The organism is Candidatus Enterococcus wittei (assembly GCF_002140175.1).
GTDB classification, from domain to species: domain Bacteria; phylum Bacillota; class Bacilli; order Lactobacillales; family Enterococcaceae; genus Enterococcus_B; species Enterococcus_B wittei.
In genome coordinates this window covers 74,018-100,943 of the sequence record NZ_NGMO01000004.1, presented here as the reverse complement: position 1 = coordinate 100,943, position 26,926 = coordinate 74,018, and the positions used below count along the sequence as shown (strand labels likewise).

Genomic DNA, 26,926 nt, shown 5'->3' with positions numbered 1-26,926 from the left:
AATGGCATTGTACATTTATGTAGGAACCTTCGCACTGCTAGCTTTACTATCCATATTAGAGTATTTTACGCGCAAGAAAATATTTTTTTATAGTGGAATACTATTTCTGATGAGTCTAGCAGGTTTCAGATTTTCTACGGGATATGATTTTTCTTCCTATAACAATTTTTTTAATCAATTAGTAAATTGGAATAAAGTTTTTGATGGGAGCATTGATGCTGAGCCTGGCTATCTTTTTCTTAATTATGTTGTTCGTGAACTGGGAATGAATTTTTCAAGTTTCGTATTGTTGTTTTCTATAATAAGCTTACTTTTACTAGCTTATGCACTCAATAATTATTTTCCTGTTCCATCAATTGCTTTATTGTATTACTATTCTAGATTTTTCTTAGTTCGGGATATGGGGCAAATAAGGTCTTCAATTGTAGCAATTATTTTCTTATTGGCTCTACCTGAATTCAAAAAAAGAAATTTAAAGAATGTGATCCTACTCTCATTAATAGGAAGCCTGTTTCACATGGTCGCTTTATTTATTATTCCAGCTTACTTCTTTGTGAAAATTGTTAAGGAGATAAATATTCCAAAAGAAATATTACTTATAGGAATTAGTGCGCTTGTGGGAATAATCTTCTTTTTCCCCGATTTATTTAAGTTTATGATTCCAGATCGTTACTATGGTTACTTATCTGGTTATTATGCACAAGGTAACTGGATTTTCAATCCAGTATTCATTATGCAGTGTGGGATATTAATTGGAGCAACACTTTTTGTAAAAAGTAAAAATTCAATTTTTAATAAAAATTTTAATCTTCTATTGTCTGTCTACTGTTTATCCACTATTTTGTTAGTTTGTTTTGGTCCACTAGCCACAATTGGTGGAAGAATCAGTACGATATTTTCAACTGTAGAAATTTTCATTGTCCCTATCTTTTTAGAATCACTTTTTAAGAATAAATATTTGTTTATAATCATGATGATCTTATTCAGTTTCATGATATTTATATTAATTTTTATTATTTCTGGAGCATATAATTCATATATTCCGTATAATACAGTATTTTAATATCAATACTAATATAAACCAAAAAAGTAATCTTATTGAATCAGTTAGTGATCGAACAGTAACTTCATCTCTTGAATATGATGTAAATGTTTTTGCCTCTTAGAAAATAAAAAACAATCTAGGAAGCTTATATAGGATGGTAAAGTAGGTATTTATGATGAATGACAAAGCAAAATCTGTAATGAAAAATTTATATTATACAGTAGCAGCTAATTTCGCTACGCTAGGTATATCTGTATTATTAAACTTATTTGTCCCGAAGCTTTTAGGAGTGACTGAGTATAGTTACTGGCAACTTTATGTTTTTTATGCGTCTTATGTAGGTTTTTTACATTTTGGATGGATTGATGGGATTTATTTGAAAATAGGTGGTGAAGAGTACGATCAATTAAATAAAAAAGATTTAGGATCACAATTTTGGTATCTTTTGATTTTTGAATTCTTCCTATCTATTCTTGTAGGAATCTGGGCATGGTTATTTCTTCCACATTCGACTCAATCATTAGTCTTGATTTTAACAGCAGTTGTTTCAGTTATTACAATTATGAAAACTTTCGTATTGTATATTTTTCAATCTACTAATCGTATCAAAGAGTATGCTCAACTTTCTCGAAATGACCGCTATCTATATGTATTATTCATAGCTATCTACTTTTCTTTTGGTGGTAGAAACTTCTTATGGCTAATTGTCTTAGATATACTTTCTAAATTATTGGTGACAATCTGGGGTATGTCTCTTATTCGAGATATGTTGAATGTAAAATTAGTTAAACTAAAGATGTTATTACCAGAAATAATAGATAATATAAACATTGGTAGCAAATTGATGATTAGTAATATTGCTAGTATGCTAATTATTGGGATTATTCGATTTTTTGTTCAGCAAAAATGGACAATTGAAACTTTTGGTAAATTGTCGTTTACTTTAAGTCTTTCAAACATGTTTCTAACGTTTATAAATGCTGTAGGAATAGTTATGTTTCCATTGTTAAGAAGAACAAATAGACAAAAACTTCCCGAGCTGTTCCAGATTCTTAGAGGATTATTTGTTCCACTGACATATGCTTTATTGATTTTTTATATTCCTGCGAAGATTATTTTAAGTTTATGGTTACCTGAGTATGCTGAAAGTTTAAGATTTATGGGGATTTTATTTCCTATTGTGATTTATGAAGGAAGAATGTCTTTATTGATTAACACGTATCTTAAAACTTTGCGGAAAGAAAAAACGATTTTATTAGTTAATGTAATCACATTGATTGTCACATTGCTTATTTCTTTATTTGTTATTTTCATTGTAGGAAATCTAGATCTAACAGTCATGTTGATTTTGATTAGTTTAGCATTACGTTGTAATTTAGCAGAATTCTTCTTATGCAGAGATATGAATATAAAAATAGGAATGAAACAGTTAATTGAAACATGCTTAACTGCGATGTTTATTCTAAGCAATATTGTATTTCCAGGGAATATCACAAGTATGTTAGCATATACTTTTATTTATCTTATTTATTTATTATTTGTACATCGTGATGTCATTTCTAGATTTAAACAATTTAGAGTACTATTGAAAGAACGCTAATACATGGCTTATTTTTCATACGTACAGTTAGACACATATAGTACTTCCTAACTCATAATATGTTCCACCTCTATATGATTTCAGCTAGAATCATAATATAACTAATTGAAAAGAGTATCTAAAGATATTCTTCTACAAATAATCATGTTAAACTAACTATGTATCTTCATGAAATGAATAATTGGAGTGAAATTTGTGGATAAAATATTAATTACAGGTGGTGCCGGCTTTATCGGTTCTACATTAGCAAACCATTTGGGAACAGAAAATGAAGTCATTGTGATCGATGATCTGTCAATGGGAGATAAAGGAAATCTGGATCTTTCCAAAAATATCGTCTTTATAAAAGGAGACGTCACAGATGAAAAAAGAATGGAACAATTGTTGAGTGAACATCAATTTGATTATATCTTTCATTTGGCGGCAGTAGCGAGTGTGGCAGATTCAGTAGCTCGTCCAATAGAAACTCATCGTGTGAACTTTGAGAGCGTATTGATGCTTTTAGAAATGATTCGCAAGTACCAACTACAGTTGAAGCGTATCGTATTTAGTTCATCCGCAGCTGTCTATGGAGATGAACCAACCTTACCTAAAAAAGAAGAGTCTGTGATTCGTCCATTAACGCCTTATGCTATTGATAAATTTGCAGCTGAACAATATGTACTAGACTATTGTCATTTATATGATGTTCCAGGAAGTGCTGTTCGTTTCTTCAATGTGTACGGACCAAATCAAAATCCAACCTCACCTTATAGTGGAGTCATCTCTATTTTAGTTGATCGCTATAAAAAGCAGCTTGCAGGTCAAGAAACTTCATTCACTATTTTTGGTGACGGTAGCCAATCAAGAGATTTTGTTTATGTAGAAGATGTTATTGATGCGTTAATTCTAGTCTCAAAGGAAGAAAAAGCATTAGGACAACAATTTAATGTCGGAACAGGCAAAAGTACAACATTACTAGAATTGATTCACACTATAGATGAAGTCCTTGATGTCAAACTAGTGTTAGAGTATCAGGATGAGCGGGCAGGAGATATCCGTGATTCTTTAGCAGATATCTCGAAAATAAACTCCATCGGCTATCAAGTGAAGCACAATGTGTTAAAAGGTATGGAGAAATACTTAAAAACAGAAATAAAATAAAAAAATAGGGAATGAATCCCCGATTTTTTAAAATAAAGAATCTGATGATAGGCGATCATCAGATTCTTTAGGCTCTTCGACAAGTAGTGTTGGTGAGTTCAAATTGAAAGAATTTCATCGAGAATCAATCGAAGCAGAAATACGCTTCGATTGATTCTTTTTTGTGGCTCTTTGTCAATAAGGACTGATGAGTTGTGCAAAATCAAATCTGGGTCAGAATGAACCTCATTCTTTCTCAGATTTTTTTGTTATTTCACTTTGATTAATTGATTGATCAAAAAGATTCTAATTTTCATGTTCTCAAATGATTTAAATCCGTAAGATACTCGTTTCATTGTCTTTATATGGGTATTCTTCGCTTCAATTTTTCCATTAGAGTAAGGATAAACCAGCGCATTGGTGATCCCTTCTTCATAGGATAGAAGGTTTTGAAGCTTCGTTCGAAAGCTGTCGTCTAGCGTTTCTGGAAGTTCTTTTAATAAAGAGAAAAACAAGTTGGGATCTTTGGCACGAAAAGCTTCCATCAACTCGTGAAAAACAGTATATGTCTCTTTGAGAGGTGTTGAAAAAGCAAGCAATCGATCAATCATCATGGATTCGGTGAGAAGGGGGGATCTAGGTGCTCGGAAACTTCGCCAAGTTTTGTATTCATAATGATTAATATTTTCACGATTTTTTAACAGAAAGCGCCAGTTCCTTTTCAGTTTTTCAGCTTCACTATGTTGCCCCCTCTCACGTAGTTCTTTCATTTCTCGGATACGAAAGTCGTTGAATGCCTGATTCATATGTTTGACTATATGAAAACGGTCAATCACAAGTTTTGCATTTGGTAGAACGCGTTTTGTGAGCTGGAAGTAGGCGGCATTCATGTCTGTAACTAGGTATTCGACCGCTTCGGGATTGGTACAGTTTAGAAAATAGTTGGTTAAACGAGGTAATTTGCGTGTGGGTAAAATCTCAATTAGTTTGCCTGTCTCACCATCTGCACAAATAAAGCTCATCTTATCCTCCTTGCAAGTATGAGAACGAAATTCATCGACCATCAATACCCGAGGTAAAGTGCTTTTGGAAGGTTTTGGTAGATAGCATTTCAGCTCTTTCAATGTACGAATAACGGTTGTTAAAGATACCTGACAAATTTTTGCAATAAAAGATAAAGACACTTTTTCAGTTAGAAAAGAAATGATTTTGAATCTGACATGATTGGCAATCGAATGTCTAGGGCGGACAAAATAACTCTGAGCAGTCCAGTTTCTCCGACAATTTTTACAGGTATAACGTTGCTTCTTCAAGCGTAGGACCATTGGCATATGATTGTATGGGTCAAAACGTACCATCGTTTTCTTCTTACCATTTTTAACAACGATCGACTTGCCATTCGCATCTAACACGGAAGAGCCACAATTTTTACAGGCGCACGGAGCAGGTGAAAGAACCGCATCAACGATTAAGGTCTTTTTCTTGTGCAGGGTCTCGAAAGTAACCTCAGTAATGGTTAAATTTTTGTCTACTAATCTCAGCATTTTTTTGATAGAATCATTCATAGAGCATATCGTCCTCTCAGTTGTTTATTTTGTGGTGATTTAATCATACTAGAGAACGATATGTTTTTTAATATCTAAAATGAAAATGGGACGGAAGAATCAATTCTGATTCATCAGTCCCATAAATTATAGAGCCTTTTTGTTTTGGATTGATCTTGGAAAACCAAGCCCTGAATCAAGTAAATACGGTCACGAAAATGGAGAAAATTACGGTAACCATAAGCGACTCGTTTGATGACCTTGATTTTATTGTTTGTCCCTTCCAAGGCCCCATTACTATAGGGCGTTTGGAAGGCATTCTTGATTCCTTTTCTGTATTTATTGAAGAAAGTGAGTTTCTTGCGAAACCACTCAGGAAGCTGGGTATCTAAGGTATTCACCACTTCGAAAAAGTCATTCGTCTCTTTTTGTTTATAGTGATAGAGAAGGAGTTGACAAGTATCATAAGCCAACTTCAATGTGGAATCATAGCTGAGTCATTCATCGACGATCGCTTTTTCAGTCATCGGACGCTTAAAGGAATAATCATAGCGATAGCGTGAGCTATCTAATAGATAAGAATCCTTTAGGAATAACTTCCAGTAACGTTTGAATCGTTTATACTTCAGACGATCGTTCTTACGATAAGTGTTCATGATTTGAATCCGTAAATGGTTCAACGCCCGGTGAATATGTTGGATAATATGAAAACGATCCGTGACAATTTGTGCATGGGGAAAAATACTTTTTGCTAATTCAAAATAAGGAGCGTTCATATCCATGACGATATATTGGACATTCTCTCTAGCTTGACGGGTATAGCGAGAGAAATAGGTACGTAAATAAGCTAGTTTACGACTTTCAAGAAGACCAAGAATTTGATTCGTTTGACCATCCATGAAAATAAAACTCATTTTACCCACACAGGATTTCATTGCTTTAAATTCATCAAAGCAAAGAACGGAGGGCAAGTAGTCCAAACGTACTTTAATGTTCTTCACAGCCGCTTTCATGATTCGTAAAATCGTGACATCCGATACGAAATAACGAAAGGCAATGTCTTTTCTACTGGAGTTGGTCGCTAATTCTGCCATGATTTTTCGTTTCAAGTCGACAGAAATCGAACAATTTCTATCGACTAAAGAAGTTTCAGCCGAGAAAGTTGCGCCACACTCTTTACATAGGAATCGAGTTTTTTTAAGTTTTAAGATTGTTTTACGTGAATGGATCGGTAGTAATTGAATGGTGGTTTGGTGGGTCCCATATTTAATCACTTGTCCTTCGTTTTTAATCCCACATTTTGTACAACAAGTGGGAGTATAATCTAAGCGTCCATGAATCACGTAGGAGGTAATGCCTCCTTCTTTCTTTTCAGAAAGCCAATTTGTAGGGAAAATGATATTTTCATCTGTTAAACCGAGTAATTTTCTAGTATGATAGTCCATGGAGATATCCTTTCTTGATGAGTTTGGTTTAGTCGACTTAATTCTATCAATTTGGATATCTCTTTTTCTATCTTTTTTTACAAAAAAATAGTGTTAGTAGAAAACAAAATTGTTTTCCACCAACACTAGATATTATAGAACCAATCTTTATTTGTCTTTTAAAAGAAACTTAATTCTAATATTTCTGATGTTATTGAAATATTAAACTTATTATCTTAAGGAACGGAATCAATAATGCTTTATTTTTTTCCCTCTTCCATCAATTCATAGATTTGGTCTCTTAAATCTGTTGCAGGTAACTTAATTTTTTTATCAGCTTGGATATTGCTTTCCATAACAATAGCATCTGAAGTATCTTTTTTCATCGCTACTACTGCATGAAACCGATTGATGTTCCCTTGTGCAAAGATACAATCACTTCCACTATACACTCCGCCACTGTAAGGCCTCCCCACAGGATTATTTTTCCATATCGTAAATAAGAGATTTCTAGAAACTAAGTCTCCGCTTAAGACCTTTGTAAAGAAAGCGGCTAAATCATAGACGGACATACTGATATTTCCAGTACCCAATTCATTACGGATATCTGTTTCCGATTCATTCAGTGCTTGGTGATAATCATTATCAGCAGTCATCTGATAGGATACCGCATGTTCAGAAGTTTTTTTCGCAGACTCGTAAAAGGCGGTATGTTTTAGTTGAAGAGGAGTGATCAGCATATCATTGAGTAATTTTTCATAAGGTTGATGAGTCAACTTTATCAAGATACCAGTTAATAATGTGAAATTAAGTGGCTCATAGCGATAACTTTGATTATTTGTAGATTCAAGGTGATCGATTGAAAATTGGACCACTTCTTCATCGGTCATTGGGACTGTTGGTGAGGCAGTTCGTCGAAGTCCAGAACGCATGTAGATCAAGTCTTGGATCGTGATATTATCACTATTTGGTATTTGCGGATAAAATATGGATAACTTGGTATCCAAAGATATTTTTTTTACTTCAATTAATTTTAAAATAAGGAGGGCAGTCATTGCCTTTTGGATAGAGCCAATTTGATAGTACAAAGAAGGACCATTAGGTTGTTGTGTATTTTTGTTTGCATAGCCGTATCCTTTTTCTAGAATGACTCGATGGTTCCTACGGATATAGATGGAGCCAATATAATCATTTTTTTGCAATAACTGATCGATTTTTGTAACAAGTTGTTGCTCCTCTGAGGTTAAATCAACCGTGCTCTCTACCTTAGGGAGACTAGCTGCGACTTTTGTTTTTGATTCATAAATGTACCAACTTGATAGTAGACTTACGATTAGTAAAACCATGAGAAATACTTTCTGAATAGATGACAAGCTAGTAAGAACATGTTTTTTGTGTTTTCTTCTTTTCATGTGGATAAAACCTTCTTTCTATACGAACAAATTCATGTTATTTAGATGGAATGAATGCTTAATTTTTTCTCAATTAATAACAGAAGTAATCGTTCGGTTTAATTTTAAGCTTAATTTCAGCGATTTACTACTTACAATTTTGACAGAACAATCGGCAAAAAATCATTCACGTTAGTCGAAATTTCATGTATAATGAATAAAGTTACGAAGTTGATAGTAAGGAGGAGTTGTTTTGTCAGAAAGCAAACAACATCCAGAAGAAAATAAAAAAGATAAATTGAATAGAGAAGACACTACAGATGTGGTGACTAAAAGAAAGAATATCCGAAAAAAAGAAGATAGAATCGTAGGTAAGATTATTTTAGTGATTGCGCTTACGTTGCTAATCGTAGGGTGTGTTCTGGGTGTGACCATTTATCGTTACGTAGATAGTGGATTAAAACCTTTAGATGCATCGAATGACCAATTAGTTTCAGTGGAGATTCCAAGTGGGTCATCGAACAAACAAATCGGTGAGATATTAGAAGAAGATAAAATCATTAAAAGTGGGATCGTCTTCAATTATTATACAAAATTTAAAAATATGACCGGTTTTCAAGCGGGATTCTATCAGATGGCACCGAATATGACCTTAGATGAAATTGGTAAACAACTTCAAGAAGGTGGAACCTCAGAGCCAACAGAAGTTGCAGATGGAAAGATTACTATTCCTGAAGGGTATGACATTGATCAAATTGCTTCACGAGTAGAAAAGATTACTGGTAAAGAGAAGCAAGAATTTTTAGATTTGATGAATGATCAAAGTTTCTTTAATGAATTGCAGCAAAAATTTCCTGACCTGTTAGAAAGTGCAGCCAAAGCAGAGAATACGAAGTATCGTTTGGAAGGCTATCTCTTCCCAGCGACATATGATTATTATAAAGATATGTCACTTAAAGACTTAGTATTACAAATGGTGAACAAAACGAATACAGTGCTGCAACCTTATTTGACCAAGATCAAGCAGCAAAACCATACAGTTCAGGAAGTCTTGACTATCGCTTCATTAGTTGAAAAAGAAGGAGTATCAGAAGCAGACCGAAAAAATATCGCCAATGTATTTTACAATCGGATCGCAGCAGATATGCCGCTTCAATCAGATATTTCAGTACTATATGCATTAGGTGAGCATAAGGAATTGGTCACTTATGAAGACACGGCAGTCAATTCTCCGTATAACTTATATACGAACTTAGGATATGGGCCAGGACCGTTCAATAGTCCTAGTGAAGATGCCATCCAAGCAGTTTTAGAACCTACTCAAAATGATTATTATTATTTTGTTGCTGATATAGCTACTGGGGATGTTTATTTTGCAAAAACATATGAAGAACACATGGAATTGGTGGATAAGTACGTAAATAAATAGATGAAGAACAACTGTAATATACCGAATGATTTTTTTTAGAAAAGCATTTACATTTTTAGAAAAGCATGGTAATCTTTTTTGGACTGTAGTCCTTGAAAGATTACTTTTTGCGGTATTCCAAAGAAAAAGGAGAAGTTATACATGGCAGAGAAAGTTTACCCAATGACACAAGAAGGTAAAGAAAAATTAGAGAAAGAACTAGAAGAATTAAAAACAGTAAAACGTGGAGAAATCATCGAGCGAATCAAAATTGCACGTGGTTTCGGAGACTTGTCTGAGAATTCAGAATATGAATCAGCAAAAGATGAGCAAGCGTTTGTAGAAGGTCGTATTACTACAATTGAGACAATGATTCGTTTTGCACAAATTATTGACAATGATGGTGTTGATTCTGATGAAGTGTCTATCGGAAAAACAGTTACTTTTATCGAACTACCAGATGGAGAAGAAGAACAATATACCATCGTAGGCAGTGCAGAAGCTGATCCATTTTCTGGAAAAATCTCAAATGATTCACCTATTGCTCAAGCATTAATTGGCAAATATATAAATGACGAAGTAACTATTTCCACTCCTGGTGGAGATATGCAAGTGAAAATCGTCAAAGTGGAACAAGCCTAACGAAGGATCAAACCAACTTTTGACTATGAAGCAAATCAAAAAACTAAAGAGGTCTGGGATTTGACTTAGTCCCAGACCTCTTTTTGATTGTTTCTATCAAGAATACAGATTAAACATTACATCTAAAGTCCTATAGCATCTGTAAATAAAAGTAGGTATGATAAAAAAGAGAATGTGAAAAGAAAGGAGAATAGCAATGAATAGCTCTTGGCGCTTTTTTATAGTAGTAGAAGCATTGTTACTATTATTTGCTATCTGGCAAATCGTCAATAATTTTGGATTGCTGCTTCTAGTGGCATTTGGTATTTTGAATATTTATTTATCTTCAAGGAAGTCTCCTCGATCAGGCTTTCAGAATTTCCAATTGGTTTTAGGCGGATTAATTATTTTCTTTAGTTTAGTGAATAGTCCAGCTTTGTGGGCAATGATCGTGTTCGCTATTTTGTTTATTGGTTTGAAGGGCGTAGAGATTTCAGGGATTGACTTAACTAAAAATACATTCTGGCGTAAAAAGCAGATTATTATGGTGCAAACAGAGCAACTTAAATCTCATAATAATGAACGAAAAAAACAGCAATTATTCGGAAATCAAAGAATTGGCAATGACGTGTATGAATGGGATGATATCAACATTGCGATGCTTTCTGGAGATACAATTATCGATTTGGGAAATACCTTGTTGCCAAAAGATGATAATATCATCATTGTTCGAAAAGGTATCGGACGAACTCGTATTTTAGTACCATTAGGAATTGCCGTAAGTCTAGAACATGCTACGTTAATTGGAAACGTCCAATTTGAGGAAGAACCATTTTCATTGAGAAATGAGTCAATCAAAATATATAGTAATGATTTTGATGAGAACCCTCGTCGTTTAAAAATCATTACCAATACGATTATTGGAGATATTGAGGTGATTCGTGCATGATTGAGAAAATCTCTAGACCTATGTTAGCGGTCTATGCATCAATCGCCTCTTTCTTTGTCATTTTATTATCGTTATTCACCTATTTTTATGCAAGCAATCAAACCAATTGGTGGAGAGAGCTTTTAAGAGCTAGATTGCTTTATGTCCCTTTGATTTTCCATTTATTAGCGATTTCTTTTGGAGTAGGACTGGTTGTCTTTTTACTTGTTTCTCTCTTACAAAAAATAAAATATGGAAAAATTGAAGAACAATTGCGTGCCTTGTCATCCGGTAATTATGAAGCAAAGGTGCTAAATGAACCATTGCCAAGCGCTGCTGATGATCTATATATAAAAGAAATCGAAAAAGAAATCAGCAAGATTAAGGAAAAAATGATTGAAGTTTCTAGTGAACTTCAAATTTTAACAAGCAGACCCCAATATGTAGATGGACAAACTAAAGAAGAAATTTTAGAATTAGAGAGACATCGTTTAGCACGAGAACTCCACGATTCTGTTTCCCAACAATTATTTGCGGCAATGATGATGATGTCAGCCTTAACTGAGCAAGCAGAAAAAAGTGATACCCCTGAAATGTTTCGTAAGCAGTTGAAAATGGTCGCAGAGATCATCAATGCTTCACAATCCGAAATGCGGGCATTGCTCCTTCATCTACGTCCAGTTAATTTAGAACAGAAAAGCTTGAAACAAGGAATTGAGCAATTATTGAAAGAGCTAAAAAATAAGATCCAGATTTCATTGAAATGGGATATTGAAGATATTACGCTCTCTAATTCAATTGAAGATCAGCTATTTCGTATCGTTCAAGAACTACTTTCAAACACCTTGCGTCACGCAAAAGCAAATGAGCTTGAAGTCTATCTTCATAAAATCGACAACAATCTTTTGTTACGAGTCATTGATGATGGCACCGGATTTAATATGAATGAAACAAAGACAGGGAGTTACGGATTGAACAATATTAGGGAACGTGTGGCTGGTATTGGTGGTACAGTTAAAATTATAAGTTTTAAAGGACAGGGAACGAGTGTAGAAATCAAAGTTCCTTTAATGAAGGAGGCATAAAAATGATAAAGGTTTTACTAGTTGATGATCATGAAATGGTTCGTTTAGGTGTTTCTTCTTATTTGTCTATCCAAGATGACATTGAAGTGGTAGGAGAAGCTGAGAATGGTCGACAAGGCTACGAAAAAGCAATGACTCTGCGTCCAGATGTGATTCTGATGGATTTAGTGATGGATGAAATGGATGGGATTGCATCGACAAAAGCGATTTTGAAAGATTGGCCAGAAGCCAAGATTATCATTGTAACAAGTTTTATTGATGATGAAAAAGTATATCCGGCTATTGAAGCAGGTGCTAGTGGCTATTTATTAAAGACCTCTACAGCTCATGAAATCGCTGATGCTATCCGTGCTACGCAAAGAGGAGAGCGTGTATTAGAGCCAGAGGTAACGACTAAAATGATGGAGAAAATGAGCCGTCGTAATGAACCGATTTTGCATGAAGAATTGACGAATCGTGAGAATGAGATTTTAATGCTTATTTCGGAAGGAAAAAGCAACCAAGAGATTGCAGATGAATTATTTATCACACTCAAAACCGTAAAAACACATGTATCAAACATTTTAGCAAAACTAGAAGTAGAAGACCGAACCCAAGCTGCTATTTATGCTTTTAAACATGGTTTGGTGAAATAGTACCTTTTTCTAGTATTCGATAGGGTCTTATCCTAGAGTAAAAGATAACAAGGATACTATTTATAAAATACAAAAAAGCACTGTGGATCTCATTACATCACAGGCTTTTTTTTATCATGGGCTTTTAATTTACTATTTTTTATAGTTTAATATATAATAGAAAGTTTTATGTTAAAAATTTAGATTATAGAGGAGACTATCATGATAAAAAAGTGGATAGGTACGTTCTTAAGTATACTATTACTATCAGGAACAATAGCGCCAAATGCTTATGCAGTAGCTATTAGTAGTTCATATACAGAAGAACAGAACCAAGTGAATCAGATAGATAATACTGAACAATCAACTTCTGAGACGACACAAGAAAAGGTACAAACAGCAACAGAAGAAACGAATTCAACAGGCAAAATATCTGAGGAGTCTATTAAAACTGTTACAATTGACGAAGAACATTTTCCTGACACCAATTTTCGTAATTATATATCTGAAACCATAGATACCGATCATAATGGAATCTTGTCAAATGAACTGATAGAAACTACGGAGTTGGATCTTAGTGGGAAACAGATTAAATCAATCGAAGGTATTCAATATTTTAATTATTTGCAAAAATTAGAAGTTCAAGAGAATGAATTGCAAGAAATAGAAGTTGCTAGCTTAGCCACATTACAATACTTAGATGTTTCAAATAATCACCTAAGTACGATCGATCTATCAAAGAATAAGGAAATAACTTATTTTGATGGTAAAGAACAAACAATTGATGCAAATGCGATTCAAGTAAAAGACCAATGGCAGATTACACAAGAAAAACTAAAACCTGAAAAAGATAGAACAGTACTTAAAACAGAAGATTGGAAATATGATGGAGAAAAATTCATTGCTGATAAACAATCTCCACTAATATACAGTTATCAAATCCCATTTTCTTCTGAAGCAATTTTGGAGTCAACTTCTGAAAATTCTTTGGAAGTAACAGTTAATGTTCAATATACTGAACCAACCAAAGTGGAATCAATCATACCACTAGAAAATACAGTAACAATGTATTCAGGCGAAACAAAACAACTCGAATATACGACTGTTCCTCAAAATGCTGAAATCACACAACCCATTTGGGAAACCTCTGACAATTCGATTGTACAAGTATCACGAGATGGAAAAATAACTGGGTTAAGAGCTGGTGAAGCAGAGATTACATTGAAAGATGGAGAAAGAAGTTTAGGTATTTTTAACGTTCTGGTTAAAGAAGAAGCTACTTCTAGTGATAAAACACAGAGTTCTTCTGAAACAGATTTATCCACTTCAAAAGAGAGTTCGAGCCTGTATGCAAGAAAGAGCGTTTCACCTACTGTTTCTTATCAAACTCACGTTCGAACATTTGGATGGCAAAATGAAGTAACAAATGGAGCAACAGCTGGAACGATTGGACAGAATAAAAGATTAGAAGCAATTAAAATCAAATTATCAGAGAGTCCATTCACTGGGAATGTAGAATACAGCAGTCATGTACAGTCAATAGGGTGGCAAGGATATGTAAATAATGGTGCCACTTCTGGAACAACTGATCAGGCTCTTCGTACAGAGGCTATAAAAATCCGCCTTACTGGAGAGATTAGTCAACAATATGATATTTACTACCGTGTTCATTCTGCCTATTTTGGCTGGTTAGGGTGGACGAAAAATGGTGAAAATGCAGGAAGTTCAGGTTTTGGGTATCAAATGGAAGCTATTCAAATTCAATTAGTGAAAAAAGGTGATGTAGGTCCTACTCTAGGTACTGCCTATTATCAAAGTGATCAATTACCAACACCAAACGTGAATTATCAAACGCATAGTCAATCAGTCGGTTGGCAGTCATATCAATCAAATGGTGCTACAGCAGGTACTCTAAACAGAGGGTTAAGGCTTGAAGCTGTTAAAATTAATTTATCAAATACCCCTTTGCCTGGTGCTATCGAATATTCAAGCCATGTTCGGTCTATAGGCTGGCAAAATTACGTACAAAATAATGCAATTTCAGGAACAACTGATCAAAAGCTTAGGATGGAAGCAATCCGTGTTCGTCTAACTGGTCAATTGAGTTATCACTATGATGTTTATTATCGTGTTCATTCCGCTTACTTTGGTTGGTTAGGATGGACAAAAAACAATGCGAATGCAGGAAGTTCAGGTTTTGGGTATCAAATGGAAGCTATTCAAATAAAATTAGTTCCCAAAGGTCAATCTGGACCAGCAACTAGCACTTCTTATTATGAAAAAGATACGTTGAAAAACCCTAATGTCAATTATCAAACACATAGTCAATCAGTAGGGTGGCAAAATTATCAGATGAATGGCGCAACTGCAGGCACTATCGGTAAAGGGTTAAGATTAGAAGCTATGCGAATGAACATAACTAATACACCTTTACCAGGAACAATTGAGTATAGTAGTCATGTGCAATCGATTGGTTGGCAAGGATATGTAAATAATAACGGTCTATCAGGTACTACTGGCAGTAAATTGAGAGCTGAAGCCATTCGAATACGACTCACTGGACAATTGAATCAGTTTTATGATGTTTATTACCGTGTTCATTCTGCTCAACTAGGTTGGCTGGATTGGGCAAGAAATGGTCAAAATGCAGGTACATCAAATCTTGCTTTACAGATGGAAGCTATTCAAGTTGTCCTAGTGAAAAAAGGAGCACCAGCTCCAGGTGCCATCAGTAATCCCTATCAAACATCGATCAACCATCTTTTTGTCATGGGGCATGGAGTATTAGACCCAGGGGCAGCTTATAATGGAATCAATGAACGAGATTTTACTCGGAAAGAATTGATGCCATCTCTACAAAAATGGGCAAGTCAGTTAAAGAGAAATCGTATTACTTTTTATAACACTAATGCGGATATGTATCAAGATTCGCAAAGATTACAAGGTGCATATACAGTTAGTACTTCATTTTCTTCTGTTACTGAGTTCCATTTAGATGCTGGAGGGATCGGCACAAGTACAGGAGGGCATGTAATTGCTCATCGTAATGGTAATTCATTAACTACTCAAAACTATGCTATAGCCAACGTTATTCGCGCCTATGTCGGTCTATGGGGATCAGTTCAAAATACTGGTGGTATCAGTTTAAGAAGTGACTTGTTGAATATGAATGTTTTAAATTCAAGAGGAATTCCTTATCGTCTCGCTGAATTAGGCTTTATCACAAATATAAATGATGTGGCAAATATTCGTAGAAACAAAGATCAAATTGCTAAAGGCATTGTAGAAAGCGTGACAGGTGAAAAATTATAATTAGTTTACAATGTAATAGAAAAAGTGAAATCACTTGAATATCATGAATAGATTAGCAACAAATTCAACTACTATTCCACCATACAAAATGTCTAGGATCAACTTGTCCAGGTATAGAAGAAGGTGTCAACTTCTTTGAGTAAATGGTATTCAAAAGCTAGCTCTGAGTGTCCAGAAAAAATCAGGAACTATTTTCTCTGGTTGCGGATAAATCTTCAGAGCTAAACAGCTTTTTCATCAGCTATTGATAAATGATTACCTAACAGAAGACCTTTAGTACTAATCTTAAATAGTATGAAAAAAATATTTTTGAGATGTTCATTATTAGTGAGATTATATGATGTTGTTTCAACATTATTAGACGAGGCTGGGAAAGAAGCGTGTAACTCCAAAAAATAAGAAGGAAGTCACGAAAATTGCTTTTCAAATTTTTGTGAACTTCTGCTTATTTCCGAGGGAGTTGTTTCTGCTCCCGCCGTTTATATGTATTTAGAGCGTGGAACAAAAGTAAATAAGGCTTTTGTCCCACGCTCGTCTTTGTTTCATCATATGGAGATGCTTACTTAAGTAAAGTAGAAACTTTTATGACGAAAACAGTAATAATAATCGAAAGAATAGTCGATCAGATAGTAGGTTGGGTGAATAGAAGTAGCCATTAAGAAATGCTGGTCAACTAAAACAGAAGAAATATAAACTATTTTCTTAAGCTGAAAATACCATTCATTTACAATATCTTACAGAGTAAACACTTATTTTGAATTCTATGGAACCCTTTTTTACTTATCGTAAAAGAATGGTTGCTTTTATTTTTAGAATGGCTTTGCTATACTTGAGTTGAAGATAAAAAGGAGGGAAACAGTGAAACAGAATTTTGCAATCGTAGGGCTTGGACGTTTTGGTGGCAGTATTTGCCGTACATTAGTGGAAGCTGGACAAGAGGTTTTAGCTATTGATAGTAATGAAGATCGAGTAAATGAATATATGAACATCGCAACTCATGCAGTGGTAGCGAATGCACAAGATGAAATGACTTTACGTTCTTTAGGAATTAGGAACTTTGATCATGTGATCATAGCAATTGGCGAGGATATCCAAGCAAGCATTTTGGTGACATTGATGGTCAAAGAAATGGGTGTACCCAATATTTTAGCGAAAGCACAAAATGAATATCATGCACGAGTACTTGAAAAAATCGGAGCAGATAGAGTAGTCCATCCAGAAAGAGACATGGGGATTCGGATCGCCCATAACTTAGTCTCAAAGAACATTTTAGATTATTTAGAACTTTCCGATCACTATTCTTTGGCAGAAATCCGTGTGTCTAATCCAAAATTTTTCAATAAAACACTCAATGAGCTGAATTTTAGACAACGCTTTGATTTAACGGTAGTAGCGATTCGTCGTTTTGACCGATCAGTAATCGTGTCACCATCAGCAGATGAGTATGTACGAGAAAATGATAACTTGCTAGTGATTGGTGAAACAGAAGATGTGGATATACTTGATGACAAAATGAACCAATAAAGGGGAGCATAACATGGAACTAACAGTAACAGATGTAGCAAAAAAATGGTTTCAGTCTGAAATAGACCTACCTGAAAATTATGGTATCCGTTTTTTTGGTAAAGTATATGGAAGCACTGAGGTCCATGATGGCTTTTCGATTGGAATGTCTGTGGAACAACCAGATAGACCGCTGAAAGAACTAACGGTAGATGGTCTATTGTTTTTTATCGATGAAGCAGATGAATGGTTCTTTAAAGGTTATGATCTAGTTGTTGATTATGATCCTGAATTAGATGAACCAACCTATCATTTTGACAAAGAATAATGGTATTACAAAGTAGCGTGATTGGATGACAGTCAATCGCTACTTTTTTGTTTGCTTAGAGATATACTTTGAGAAATATAATTCTGCTGGTATAAAGAGATTGGGCCTTATACTTCATTCTTTTTGTGGTTTAGGCTAAACTTATAAAGAAGAGGTGAAGTAGGATGACAAAGAAAATTATCTATTCAGATCGATCATTTCGACAAGAGTTTATTGATGAAATCAATCGGTTAGCACCAGAGTATACCTTTAAAACAAAATTAGAAGCTGAGGATCTTCCCCAAGTGGAGATCAGTATCGGTTGGAACTCTATGTATCAACAAGAATTACTCGCCTCCAACCATTTAAAGTGGGTACAAGCGATTTCCGCAGGAGTCGACTACTTACCGTTAGCACAGTTTTCTAAAAAAGGGATTCTAGTCTCTAATGCGAGTGGTATTCACGTTGAATCAATCAGTGAACATGTTATGGGAATTATTCTTGGCTATTCACGAGGATTATTTCAAGCACAAAGAGCCCAAATCGAGCAAACGTGGTTAGGTTCTTCTGTTCATTATCAAGCAGTGGAAAATAAAAAATTACTGATTATTGGTACTGGTCATATTGGGAAAATGCTTGCAAAAAAAGCAACAGTATTTGGTATAGAGTGTTACGGTATCAATACAACTGGACATCCTGTAGACGGGTTCAAGAAAACATATTCTATAGATCAATTAAAGAATGTATTACCAACAGCTGATATAGTTGTTAATATCTTACCTTTGACAGAGCAGACAAATGGCTTATTCAATCAAGACGTATTTAATGTTTTTGCCTCCCATGCACTATTTATTAATGTCGGTCGTGGTGCTTCTGTAAAAACAGAAGATTTGATTAAAGCGTTGCAACAAGAAAAATTAGCATTTGCTGCATTGGATGTTTTTGAAGAAGAACCGCTTTCTAAAGAGAGTCCATTGTGGGGAATGGAAAATGTTTTGGTGACTTCTCATATTGCTGGGCAAACCTCTCATTTCCAGAAAAAACTAATGGCTATTTTTCTTAATAATTTAAAAACATACGTAGCAGAAAAAGAGTTGAGTATGAATGAAATCGATCTATCAGAAGGATACTGATTCATTATTTAAAATCAAAAAAATATTTTTTATTATGTATTTAGTTTTCTAGAAATCAGCTAGAGTATTCGAAAGTATGAATAACCATTCTTGGATGCTTCGCTTATTTTCTGAACCTTTTTAGGGATTATGATAGAAATATTTTGAACTATCTTATTGCTGAAGACTAGATGAGAGAACGATGTTTATCAAGTTCATGAAAAGAGGCTGGGGCAGAAGCGTTTAACTCCGAGAAATAAGAAGGAGTTCACGAAAATTGCTTTTCAAATTTTTGTGAATTTCGGCTTATTTACGAAGGAGTTGCTTCTGCTTCCGCCGTTTATATGTATTTAGAGCGTGAAACAAAAGTAAATAACGTTTTTGTTCCACGCTCTTTTCATCATTTATATGATTTTTAGAGGTAACTACTTCATTCGTAGTATTCTGTTGTTCAAGAATCTTACTTTGGCAATTGCATTTTAGGCCAGCCTTTTACTGCTTGAGCAAAAATGAAGAGACCGGCAAAGGAAATGAATGCCGTAGTATCAAAGGTTGGCAAAAAGACCATTAAAATAGTTGCAAGAACGGTTGGTAGTGAAATAGCATAAATCATCGTTTTAAGACAATCAAGGAAAGTAGCTCTGGTCAAGCGTAATCTTGCATAAACATATGCAGCAAAATTAGCCAATAGTAGTGTTAGGATCAAATTCAAAAAACTAGGATAGATCGAGATTAAAAAGACAAGTGCTTTGATCCAGAAAGGAATCGTTGTTTCACTTAATGTGGAGCGCAAGTTTTCTCCAGTCAAATTTTTTAATGCATCGTTCTTATAATCAATCTCTATCTGATTACTACCTAATAATGCAGAAGTCATTCCTGTATTTGGCAAGGTCAGGACAAGTTCGTTTTCTAACATCCCAACACTTAAAAAATTGCCAATTAAATCAGAAGAGATATCTTCAGCTGTACGTTTTCCTTCAGGATCGAATGTGAAAATAATAGAATCAGTTTGATAGATGAAGCCTTCGTTTGTTTTTGAATCGATTCGGCCATCATGTATCGTGAAATCTGGGATTTTTGTCGCGATTTTTTGGCCATCTAGCTTGATTGTCTCTAGCACTTTGAAAATCTGATAAGAGATTGGTAAGGCCATCACGACACTCAGGCATAGGAGGTAAATCAGTGATTTACCAAAGGAAACTTTTCGAGCATTTTTAAGCTCTTTAAAATGGGTGAATGAGCTGATTATTAATTGTTTTGTTGTCATAGTTACTCCTTCTCTAGAATTGTCATCATTAGCAATTCTAGCGGAGTATGAGATGAAATACAAGGGTTCTAAATTAATCCTTTGAGTAATCTCACTTTTGTTACAATAAAAAAATAAATAACAGATTTTTTATATTTCATTTGCTAAAAGATGAAATTTATCCGTAAATAGAGTATGATGATGAGGAATCTAGAGTAAGGTAGGTAACCCAATGAAGTATTATCATCGATTTAAAGGATATTTAGAAATAAAAGGATATTGGGAAGTGTTTGTTTATCTCTTCTTCGGTGGTTTAGCAACTGTTGTCAATTTTGTCAGTTTCGCATTGGCTTTTCAATATTTTAACTTAACGATGCCTGTTTCTAATACGATTTCTTGGATTTGTTCTGTTTTGTTTGCATTTGTTACCAATAAGTTGTGGGTGTTTCATTCAAAATCGCCTAGTTTTGGACAATTGCTTGTTGAATTTAGTAAATTTATCTTTTATAGAATCGTTTCTTATGGACTAGATATGGGTGCGATGTTCTTACTAATAAATGGATTGCAATCAAATGAGTATGTTGCTAAATTAATCACCCAAGTACTTGTTGTGTTAGCAAATTACATTTTCAGCAAATTACTTATCTTTAATAAAACAGAAATCATTGAAAAAGTACCCATAGAAAAACTAGAGAAGAAGAAAGACTAGGCATAACAATTGAAGAATTCCTTGCTCTTTGTTACTCTTTGTAGTGTAAACACGTTTAACAACAACTGAGGAGGAATTTTTTATGACATACACATTACCAGATTTACCCTATGCTTTTGACGCATTAGAACCTTATATCGACGAAGAAACGATGCATCTGCATCATGACAAACATCACAACACTTACGTAACAAACTTAAATGCAGCAATTGAGAAATATCCTGAATTGGGCGAAAAATCAATTGAAGAATTACTGTCAGATATGGATGCTATTCCTACAGATATTAAAACGGCAGTTCGTAATAACGGTGGCGGGCATGCTAATCATTCTTTCTTCTGGAAAATTATGGCCCCTAATGCTGGTGGTGAACCAACTGGAGCAATCAAAGAAGCCATTGATGATGCTTTTGGTGATTTTGCGACATTCAAAGAAGAGTTCAAAAAAGCAGCTGCTGGACGTTTTGGCTCAGGTTGGGCATGGTTAGTGCTTGAAAATGGTAAACTTGCGATTACTTCTACAGCAAACCAAGATTCTCCATGGATGGAAGGTAAAAAACCAATCTTAGGTTTAGACGTATGGGAACATGCTTATTATTTGAAATATAAAAATGTACGTCCAGAATACATTGAAGCCTTTTGGAATGTAGTAAACTGGGAAGAAGTAAACAAACATTTAACTTCAAAATAAAAATTGGTATAGTTCTCTTCAAAGAATTTAGAAAATAAATAAGCAATGCTTGCGAGCGTTTTCTATATTCGGTATAATATTTCTTGCAAGGTAACTTGCAAGAACTTTTTTGGAGGCTATACATTTATGGAACATGGAACAGTAAAATGGTTCAACAATGAAAAAGGATTTGGGTTTATTACAGTAGATGGCGGAGACGATGTATTCGTACATTTTTCAGCAATCCAAGGCGATGGCTTCAAGAGCTTAGAAGAAGGTCAAGAAGTAGAATTTACAATCGTTGAAGGTGCACGTGGCCCTCAAGCTGCTGAAGTAACTAAATTGTAAAAACTTGTTGAAACAAGCTGTATGAAGATGCGGTTTTCTTCACACAAAAAAAGGAGTTGAGAGGGATTCTCAGCTCCTTTTTTGTACTATTTTTTTATTATTTTGAAAAAATAGTTCTGGAAACACTATGAAGAAATAGGATTTTAATATTTGAGATGCAGATGATATTTTTAAGTCCCTTACTAGTCACAAAACATGAGCAAAAACTTTAAAAGTAAAGTTGAGAGAAGACTTTACAATATACTAGGCAAGAAGAGTTGAATAAAAATATACCTATGTTTTAAATTTAAAATGTACAAAGCGGCATACGAGATTTTTTTGAACATTCAACATTTTTTATTTAAGAAGTAGATAAATAAAATAGTTGGATAAATTTTGCATATTTTACGAATAAATAACGATTTAAGAATAAAAACATAGCAATATACTCATATTATTTCTTTTCTGTTACTAAATGCTATGGTATGATAATTAAGAATTTTGAAAAAATTGCATATGAATTACTCAGCATTCCTTCATTTTGTTAAACTTTTATTACGATTGAGAACTGAATTTGCTGAATGATTGGTTGTATGAGACAATATTTCAAGAAAATGTGAGACAGAGGTGTAATATGAAGCGGTGGCAAAAAGTTATATTAACTTTATTAGGAGTTATCGTAATAATTATTGGCGGACTCTCAGCATATGGAATCAAATTTATGGGAGAAGCAAGTAAAACAGTAGATCAAATTTCAAAAAAAACAAATCGAGTGTCTTCCAAACGCTCGGATAAAGTTAGTATAGATGACCAAGAACCGTTTTCTGTGCTATTACTAGGATTAGATACCGGTGGTTTAGGACGAACGGAACAAGGAAGATCGGATACGATGATGGTCGTAACAGTAAATCCCAAACAAAAAAAATCAACTATTATTAGTTTGGATAGAGATATCTATACCAATATCGTTGGCTATGGTACAATTGATAAATTGAACCATGCCTATGCTTTCGGTGGGGTCGAAATGGCCATGGATTCGATTGAACAATTACTAGATATTCCTATCGATCATTATGTGACGATCAACCTTGACGGTATGGAAGACTTGATTAATGCGGTGGATGGGATCGATATAGATAATAAAATTGACTTCACTCTCGATGGTGTCCATGTTCCAGTCGGCAAACAAACCGTGAATGGAGAAAAAGGTTTAGCCTATGCACGGATGCGTCATGAAGATCCAGAAGGGGATATTGGTCGGCAAGCACGTCAACGTGAAGTGGTGACAAAAATAGTCAATAAAGTATTAAGTTTAGATGGTGTAAGCAATTATAAAAAAATACTAAATGCAGTTGGAAATAATGTCACTACTGATTTAGATTGGGACGACATGTTAGATATAGCGACCAACTACACAGCTGCTTTTGAAACGATTAAGCAAGATCAATTGAAAGGTAAAGATACTACGATCAATGATATCTATTATCAAATTTTAGGAGAAAATGATCTATTGTCCATTCAAAATAAATTGAAAAAACAATTAGAAATCAAACCAAGTAAAACATTGCCTAACTTGGAAAATGATAATGCTTATATGATGTTTTATGATGACTCAAAAAATGGGGAAGAGGCTTCGAACGATTCATCTTCGAATGAACAATCTTCGTATTCGCAAAATACCTATGATCAATATCAAAATGGTTCACAATTACAAGGTGGCTATGAACAACAAACACCAGATGATTCTCTATACAATAATGATCAGTATGATAATTCACAGTATGGTTATTCCAATCAAACTAACAATTATGATGATTCCTATAATGGGCAAGAAAATTATGACCAAGGAAATGACTATGGCACAGTAAATGGTTATTAACTGAATAAAATTGAAAAAAGTGAAGCAAACGGTTCAACGTCTGCTTCACTTTTTTCATTTAATAGGATAAAAATTTAATTTAAAAAATAAATGGAGTAATTCAATAGGGTAGCAAATAAAACCCATAAGTAATAAGGAATCATCAACCACATGGCAAGACGATTGTGTAACCACAAATGATAGAGAAGTACCGCTAAAACAATAACTAATATAGTGATATCCATGGCAGCAATAAAACTATTTTGCAAATAAAAGAATAGAATTGACCATATAAAATTGCAAGTAAACTGGATAACAAAAAGCCATAATAATTTTATTCGGATTTTTTTCTTTGACATATCAAGTATTAGATAAAGAGCAATACCCATCAAAATATATAAAAACGTCCACATGGGTCCAAAAATCCAGCTGGGTGGAGCAAAAGCTGGTAGCTGTAATGAATAGTAGTAGCTTCCTGGATTCCCACTGAGAAGACCTGAAAGAAAGCCTAAAGCAACGACTCCAATAATACAGATCCATAAACGATAATCTTTTAATCGATTCATATTAAATAAACTCCTTTCTTTATTTGAGTGTACCATAGATGAATCATAAATATGGTGCATTTAGTTTGGCTAAAAATAAAATACCTATCTATTTATCGTTATTTTATTTTTTTGTTAATTTACCGTACATAATCATTTTATTTACGGTTTTTTGTCTTGTTACTCACTTGAATTTGCTTTTTTTATGAGGGTTTACCTTAATATTATAGCATTGTTGCAATGCCATACATTTTCAATAATATTTTTATTTTTGATTATAAAATAGATTTAATTAGATTAAAAAACGTTAATTATAAAATTATTTATGTTATATTTGTTTTTTCCGTCTGTTATGATTGCTCTTGTAATCGATTACGTACAATAGTGAGAGAATAAATTATCTAGACGGGGAGAGTTAAAAAGATGAAAAAGAATAAACATCTGAAATCAGTAATTGCCGGGGCAGCATTATGTAGCTTATTGGTTGCACCTATGTTTTTAAATGAAGAGCAAAGCGCCGCAACAGAACTAAATATTTTTGCCACTCCTGACTTTGGTGTAGGACAAGGAATTGAATGGCCAGAACAAGTGGTATCACCTTATGTTGACATGACTGCGTATACAGATAAGGAATCTTTATCAACGAATGGGGCGTTAAATTTAGCCGAAGTTTATAGACAAACAGGTCAACGTTTCTTTAACTTAGCATTTATGCAAGCAAGAGGAATTAAAGATGGTCGGATCGACTGGGCTTGGGGAAGTAATAGTGGCTTAAGTGAGAGTGATAACGATCAATGGCAATATGAAGGAATCAAACAATCCATTCGAGAATTAAGAGAAGCTGGTGGCGATGCTGCGCTATCCTTTGGTGGTTTGAACTCTGGAGCATTCTGGGAAGTAACTCAAGATGAAGATATGTTGTACAATGGATACAAGGAGATTGTAGAAGGTTACGGCTTGACACGAATCGATTTTGACGTAGAAGCTGGAGCAATGGGATATGCTGAGAATTTAGCAAATGCCAAAGCTGTTAAACGATTACAAGATTCTACAGGAGTTGCTGTGACATTGACACTTCCAGTAATGGATACAGGGTTGATTTCTACAGGATTAACGGTTTTACAAGCATACCTTGAAGCAGGAGTTGATTTAACAAATGTGAATATCATGACCATGTGTTATGGGGAGAGTGTCCCTGATTATGCGTTAGGTTCAATGGACGCTGTCGACAATACAATGGTTCAATTAAAAAATCACTACCAACAATATGCAGGTATCTCATTGACTGATGAACAGGCGTATGCCAAGTTAGGAACTACTCCTTCTGTTGGATTTGAAAGTGAACAACATCCATACTTTACATCTAGTATGATGAAACAGGTCGTTAATCATGCAAAAGAACGTAAAATCGGAATGGTATCTTACTGGTCGATGAATCGTGATGCACAAGTGGATGGCGGACAAGGTCAGGTTCACAACCAGTTTGAATTCTTAAATGCATCACAATGGTTCACTGACGATTCAGAGTTACCTGAAGACACTGAAAAACCTACTACACCAGAAAATTTGACTTCAAGTTTGATTACGAGCAAGCGTGTAATTCTAAACTGGGAAGCTTCATCAGATAATGATTGGGTAACAAAATATAACCTTCAATTAACAGGAGGAGGAGAAACGATTTCTGCTACGTCAACGACTAACTCTTGTGAAGTGAGAGATCTAAAGAGCAATACGACTTATACAGTAGAAGTAACAGCTGAAGATCGTTCTGGCAATGTTTCTGATGCGGCAACATATACATTCACAACCCTTGATGATTCTGAGTCAATTTATCCTGAATGGGATGCTGCAACAGTTTACTATCAAGGCGATCGTGTGACTTATGAAGGATTAGTTTATGAAGCAAAATACTGGACTCAAAATGAAATCCCAAGTGAATCTGGTCCTTATGGTGCTTGGAAATTAGTCACAAAATAAACTAGAATACGTAAATTCCATACATACATGATGGGATAAGCAATAAAACTTGCACGAAAAAATTTTTCAACAATCATATTTATTTTTCCTAATAGAGTTTATACAGTAGAATTGTTCGACTCTGAAAAACAAGACGGAAAACCTGAAGACCTAGATAGGATCTTCGGGTTTTTTCGTCTTATAAAAGCGTATAACCTTTGGACTGGATTTTTTACTTTGCGAATGATTGTATCTTTTATAGATATTACTTTTGCTTAAAGAATGAGAGAAATGGAAATTAGGTATTTCCTTTATTTAAAATTCCTATATTGAAAGGCATTAAGTTTAAATATTTATCCAATACTCAAAAACATTATAAAATCATAATGTTTTCGCATTAGAAAGAAAACGGTTACAATCTAGATATTAAATATTAGGAGGCTTATTCATGAAAAAGTTTAATAGATGGATGTTTGTAGGAATCGTTATGTTAGGGCTATTTGGATTTGGCACGTCTGGTTATGCCCACGGTTATATTACTTCACCTGGTAGTCGTGCATATTTTGGTACAGCTGCAGCAGGAAACCTGAATCAAAATGTTG

General features: G+C 34.3%; 21 protein-coding genes and 2 pseudogenes. 18 read left to right on the top strand and 5 right to left on the bottom strand.

What is annotated here, in order from left to right; translation table 11 throughout:
• The first annotated feature begins 1 nt into the window (after position 1).
• From A5844_RS11575 to A5844_RS11565, 3 genes are all read left to right on the top strand, one after another.
• Positions 2-1,063, top strand: coding sequence for an EpsG family protein (locus A5844_RS11575; RefSeq protein WP_256924558.1), 1,062 nt, complete (start codon positions 2-4; stop codon positions 1,061-1,063).
• Positions 1,064-1,220: 157 nt separating this feature from the next.
• On the top strand, positions 1,221-2,645 hold the full coding sequence (locus A5844_RS11570; RefSeq protein ID WP_086285499.1) for a lipopolysaccharide biosynthesis protein: 1,425 nt from the start codon (positions 1,221-1,223) through the stop codon (positions 2,643-2,645).
• Positions 2,646-2,840: 195 nt separating this feature from the next.
• Complete coding sequence (locus A5844_RS11565; RefSeq protein ID WP_086285342.1) at positions 2,841-3,788, top strand: NAD-dependent epimerase/dehydratase family protein; 948 nt, start codon at positions 2,841-2,843, stop codon at positions 3,786-3,788.
• A 248-nt stretch (positions 3,789-4,036) separates the two neighbouring features.
• On the opposite strand, the gene A5844_RS11560 is transcribed toward A5844_RS11565, so the two are convergent.
• The 3 genes and pseudogenes from A5844_RS11560 to A5844_RS11550 form a co-directional block, all read right to left on the bottom strand.
• Positions 4,037-5,332 carry an ISL3 family transposase gene (locus tag A5844_RS11560; protein WP_086285341.1) on the bottom strand — a complete coding sequence of 432 codons (1,296 nt, stop codon included), beginning with the start codon at positions 5,330-5,332 and terminating at the stop codon, positions 4,037-4,039.
• A gap of 113 nt (positions 5,333-5,445) precedes the next feature.
• Positions 5,446-6,756, bottom strand: a pseudogene (locus A5844_RS11555) (ISL3 family transposase).
• Positions 6,757-6,995: 239 nt separating this feature from the next.
• Positions 6,996-8,147, bottom strand: coding sequence for a serine hydrolase domain-containing protein (locus A5844_RS11550; protein ID WP_086285340.1), 1,152 nt, complete (start codon positions 8,145-8,147; stop codon positions 6,996-6,998).
• A gap of 232 nt (positions 8,148-8,379) precedes the next feature.
• Between A5844_RS11550 and mltG the strand changes: the two genes are divergently transcribed.
• The 9 genes from mltG (at position 8,380) to A5844_RS11505 (ending at position 19,037) form a co-directional block, all read left to right on the top strand.
• Entirely contained in the window at positions 8,380-9,555 is a 1,176-nt protein-coding gene (gene mltG / locus A5844_RS11545) for an endolytic transglycosylase MltG (protein ID WP_086285339.1), read from the top strand.
• Between the two features lie 141 nt (positions 9,556-9,696).
• The gene (greA, locus tag A5844_RS11540) at positions 9,697-10,176 is read left to right on the top strand and encodes a transcription elongation factor GreA (RefSeq protein ID WP_086285338.1); all 480 of its coding nucleotides are present in this window, start codon (positions 9,697-9,699) and stop codon (positions 10,174-10,176) included.
• A gap of 196 nt (positions 10,177-10,372) precedes the next feature.
• Positions 10,373-11,104 (top strand): cell wall-active antibiotics response protein LiaF, encoded by a 732-nt coding sequence (gene liaF / locus A5844_RS11535; RefSeq protein ID WP_086285337.1) that lies wholly within the window; start codon positions 10,373-10,375, stop codon positions 11,102-11,104.
• Entirely contained in the window at positions 11,101-12,168 is a 1,068-nt protein-coding gene (gene liaS / locus A5844_RS11530) for a two-component system sensor histidine kinase LiaS (protein ID WP_086285336.1), read from the top strand. Before liaF ends, liaS begins: the two co-directional genes overlap by 4 nt.
• A gap of 2 nt (positions 12,169-12,170) precedes the next feature.
• Positions 12,171-12,803: a response regulator transcription factor gene (locus A5844_RS11525; protein ID WP_086285335.1), complete on the top strand. Its 633-nt coding sequence runs from the start codon at positions 12,171-12,173 to the stop codon at positions 12,801-12,803.
• A gap of 201 nt (positions 12,804-13,004) precedes the next feature.
• Positions 13,005-16,094 (top strand): N-acetylmuramoyl-L-alanine amidase, encoded by a 3,090-nt coding sequence (locus tag A5844_RS11520; protein WP_086285334.1) that lies wholly within the window; start codon positions 13,005-13,007, stop codon positions 16,092-16,094.
• Between the two features lie 858 nt (positions 16,095-16,952).
• Entirely contained in the window at positions 16,953-17,618 is a 666-nt protein-coding gene (locus tag A5844_RS11515; RefSeq protein ID WP_086285333.1) for a potassium channel family protein, read from the top strand.
• Between the two features lie 13 nt (positions 17,619-17,631).
• The gene (locus tag A5844_RS11510) at positions 17,632-17,925 is read left to right on the top strand and encodes a HesB/YadR/YfhF family protein (RefSeq protein ID WP_086285332.1); all 294 of its coding nucleotides are present in this window, start codon (positions 17,632-17,634) and stop codon (positions 17,923-17,925) included.
• Between the two features lie 164 nt (positions 17,926-18,089).
• Positions 18,090-19,037, top strand: coding sequence for a phosphoglycerate dehydrogenase (locus tag A5844_RS11505; RefSeq protein ID WP_086285331.1), 948 nt, complete (start codon positions 18,090-18,092; stop codon positions 19,035-19,037).
• Positions 19,038-19,476: 439 nt separating this feature from the next.
• Here A5844_RS11505 and A5844_RS11500 read toward each other — a convergent pair whose 3' ends face one another.
• Positions 19,477-20,283, bottom strand: coding sequence for a DUF1189 domain-containing protein (locus A5844_RS11500; RefSeq protein ID WP_086285330.1), 807 nt, complete (start codon positions 20,281-20,283; stop codon positions 19,477-19,479).
• Between the two features lie 211 nt (positions 20,284-20,494).
• Here A5844_RS11500 and A5844_RS11495 point away from each other — a divergent pair, with 211 nt between their 5' ends.
• From A5844_RS11495 to A5844_RS11480, 4 genes are all read left to right on the top strand, one after another.
• Complete coding sequence (locus tag A5844_RS11495) at positions 20,495-20,971, top strand: GtrA family protein (RefSeq protein WP_086285329.1); 477 nt, start codon at positions 20,495-20,497, stop codon at positions 20,969-20,971.
• An 82-nt stretch (positions 20,972-21,053) separates the two neighbouring features.
• Positions 21,054-21,659 carry a superoxide dismutase gene (locus A5844_RS11490; RefSeq protein WP_086285328.1) on the top strand — a complete coding sequence of 202 codons (606 nt, stop codon included), beginning with the start codon at positions 21,054-21,056 and terminating at the stop codon, positions 21,657-21,659.
• Between the two features lie 126 nt (positions 21,660-21,785).
• On the top strand, positions 21,786-21,986 hold the full coding sequence (locus A5844_RS11485; RefSeq protein WP_002292860.1) for a cold-shock protein: 201 nt from the start codon (positions 21,786-21,788) through the stop codon (positions 21,984-21,986).
• A 613-nt stretch (positions 21,987-22,599) separates the two neighbouring features.
• Entirely contained in the window at positions 22,600-23,844 is a 1,245-nt protein-coding gene (locus A5844_RS11480; RefSeq protein ID WP_086285327.1) for an LCP family glycopolymer transferase, read from the top strand.
• 74 nt (positions 23,845-23,918) lie between these two features.
• Here A5844_RS11480 and A5844_RS11475 read toward each other — a convergent pair whose 3' ends face one another.
• Positions 23,919-24,389: a TspO/MBR family protein gene (locus tag A5844_RS11475; RefSeq protein ID WP_086285326.1), complete on the bottom strand. Its 471-nt coding sequence runs from the start codon at positions 24,387-24,389 to the stop codon at positions 23,919-23,921.
• 402 nt (positions 24,390-24,791) lie between these two features.
• Between A5844_RS11475 and A5844_RS11470 the strand changes: the two genes are divergently transcribed.
• Together A5844_RS11470 and A5844_RS11465 are read left to right on the top strand one after the other, a co-directional pair.
• Entirely contained in the window at positions 24,792-26,345 is a 1,554-nt protein-coding gene (locus A5844_RS11470; protein WP_086285325.1) for a fibronectin type III domain-containing protein, read from the top strand.
• A gap of 427 nt (positions 26,346-26,772) precedes the next feature.
• Positions 26,773-26,926 (top strand): annotated as a pseudogene (locus tag A5844_RS11465) (chitin-binding protein); the annotation flags it as partial.

What these genes read in the sequence shown, in the direction of transcription:
- A5844_RS11575 (WP_256924558.1), top strand. Translation starts at nt 2, where the DNA reads ATGGCATTGTACATTTATGTAGGAACCTTCGCACTGCTAGCTTTACTA.
- A5844_RS11495 (WP_086285329.1), top strand. Translation starts at nt 20,495, where the DNA reads ATGAAGTATTATCATCGATTTAAAGGATATTTAGAAATAAAAGGATAT.
- A5844_RS11470 (WP_086285325.1), top strand. Translation starts at nt 24,792, where the DNA reads ATGAAAAAGAATAAACATCTGAAATCAGTAATTGCCGGGGCAGCATTA.
- A5844_RS11505 (WP_086285331.1), top strand. Translation starts at nt 18,090, where the DNA reads ATGACAAAGAAAATTATCTATTCAGATCGATCATTTCGACAAGAGTTT.
- A5844_RS11525 (WP_086285335.1), top strand. Translation starts at nt 12,171, where the DNA reads ATGATAAAGGTTTTACTAGTTGATGATCATGAAATGGTTCGTTTAGGT.
- A5844_RS11500 (WP_086285330.1), bottom strand. Translation starts at nt 20,283, where the DNA reads ATGACAACAAAACAATTAATAATCAGCTCATTCACCCATTTTAAAGAG.
- A5844_RS11560 (WP_086285341.1), bottom strand. Translation starts at nt 5,332, where the DNA reads ATGAATGATTCTATCAAAAAAATGCTGAGATTAGTAGACAAAAATTTA.
- greA (WP_086285338.1), top strand. Translation starts at nt 9,697, where the DNA reads ATGGCAGAGAAAGTTTACCCAATGACACAAGAAGGTAAAGAAAAATTA.
- A5844_RS11490 (WP_086285328.1), top strand. Translation starts at nt 21,054, where the DNA reads ATGACATACACATTACCAGATTTACCCTATGCTTTTGACGCATTAGAA.
- A5844_RS11510 (WP_086285332.1), top strand. Translation starts at nt 17,632, where the DNA reads ATGGAACTAACAGTAACAGATGTAGCAAAAAAATGGTTTCAGTCTGAA.
- liaS (WP_086285336.1), top strand. Translation starts at nt 11,101, where the DNA reads ATGATTGAGAAAATCTCTAGACCTATGTTAGCGGTCTATGCATCAATC.
- A5844_RS11480 (WP_086285327.1), top strand. Translation starts at nt 22,600, where the DNA reads ATGAAGCGGTGGCAAAAAGTTATATTAACTTTATTAGGAGTTATCGTA.
- A5844_RS11570 (WP_086285499.1), top strand. Translation starts at nt 1,221, where the DNA reads ATGAATGACAAAGCAAAATCTGTAATGAAAAATTTATATTATACAGTA.
- A5844_RS11520 (WP_086285334.1), top strand. Translation starts at nt 13,005, where the DNA reads ATGATAAAAAAGTGGATAGGTACGTTCTTAAGTATACTATTACTATCA.
- A5844_RS11550 (WP_086285340.1), bottom strand. Translation starts at nt 8,147, where the DNA reads ATGAAAAGAAGAAAACACAAAAAACATGTTCTTACTAGCTTGTCATCT.
- A5844_RS11475 (WP_086285326.1), bottom strand. Translation starts at nt 24,389, where the DNA reads ATGAATCGATTAAAAGATTATCGTTTATGGATCTGTATTATTGGAGTC.
- A5844_RS11485 (WP_002292860.1), top strand. Translation starts at nt 21,786, where the DNA reads ATGGAACATGGAACAGTAAAATGGTTCAACAATGAAAAAGGATTTGGG.
- liaF (WP_086285337.1), top strand. Translation starts at nt 10,373, where the DNA reads ATGAATAGCTCTTGGCGCTTTTTTATAGTAGTAGAAGCATTGTTACTA.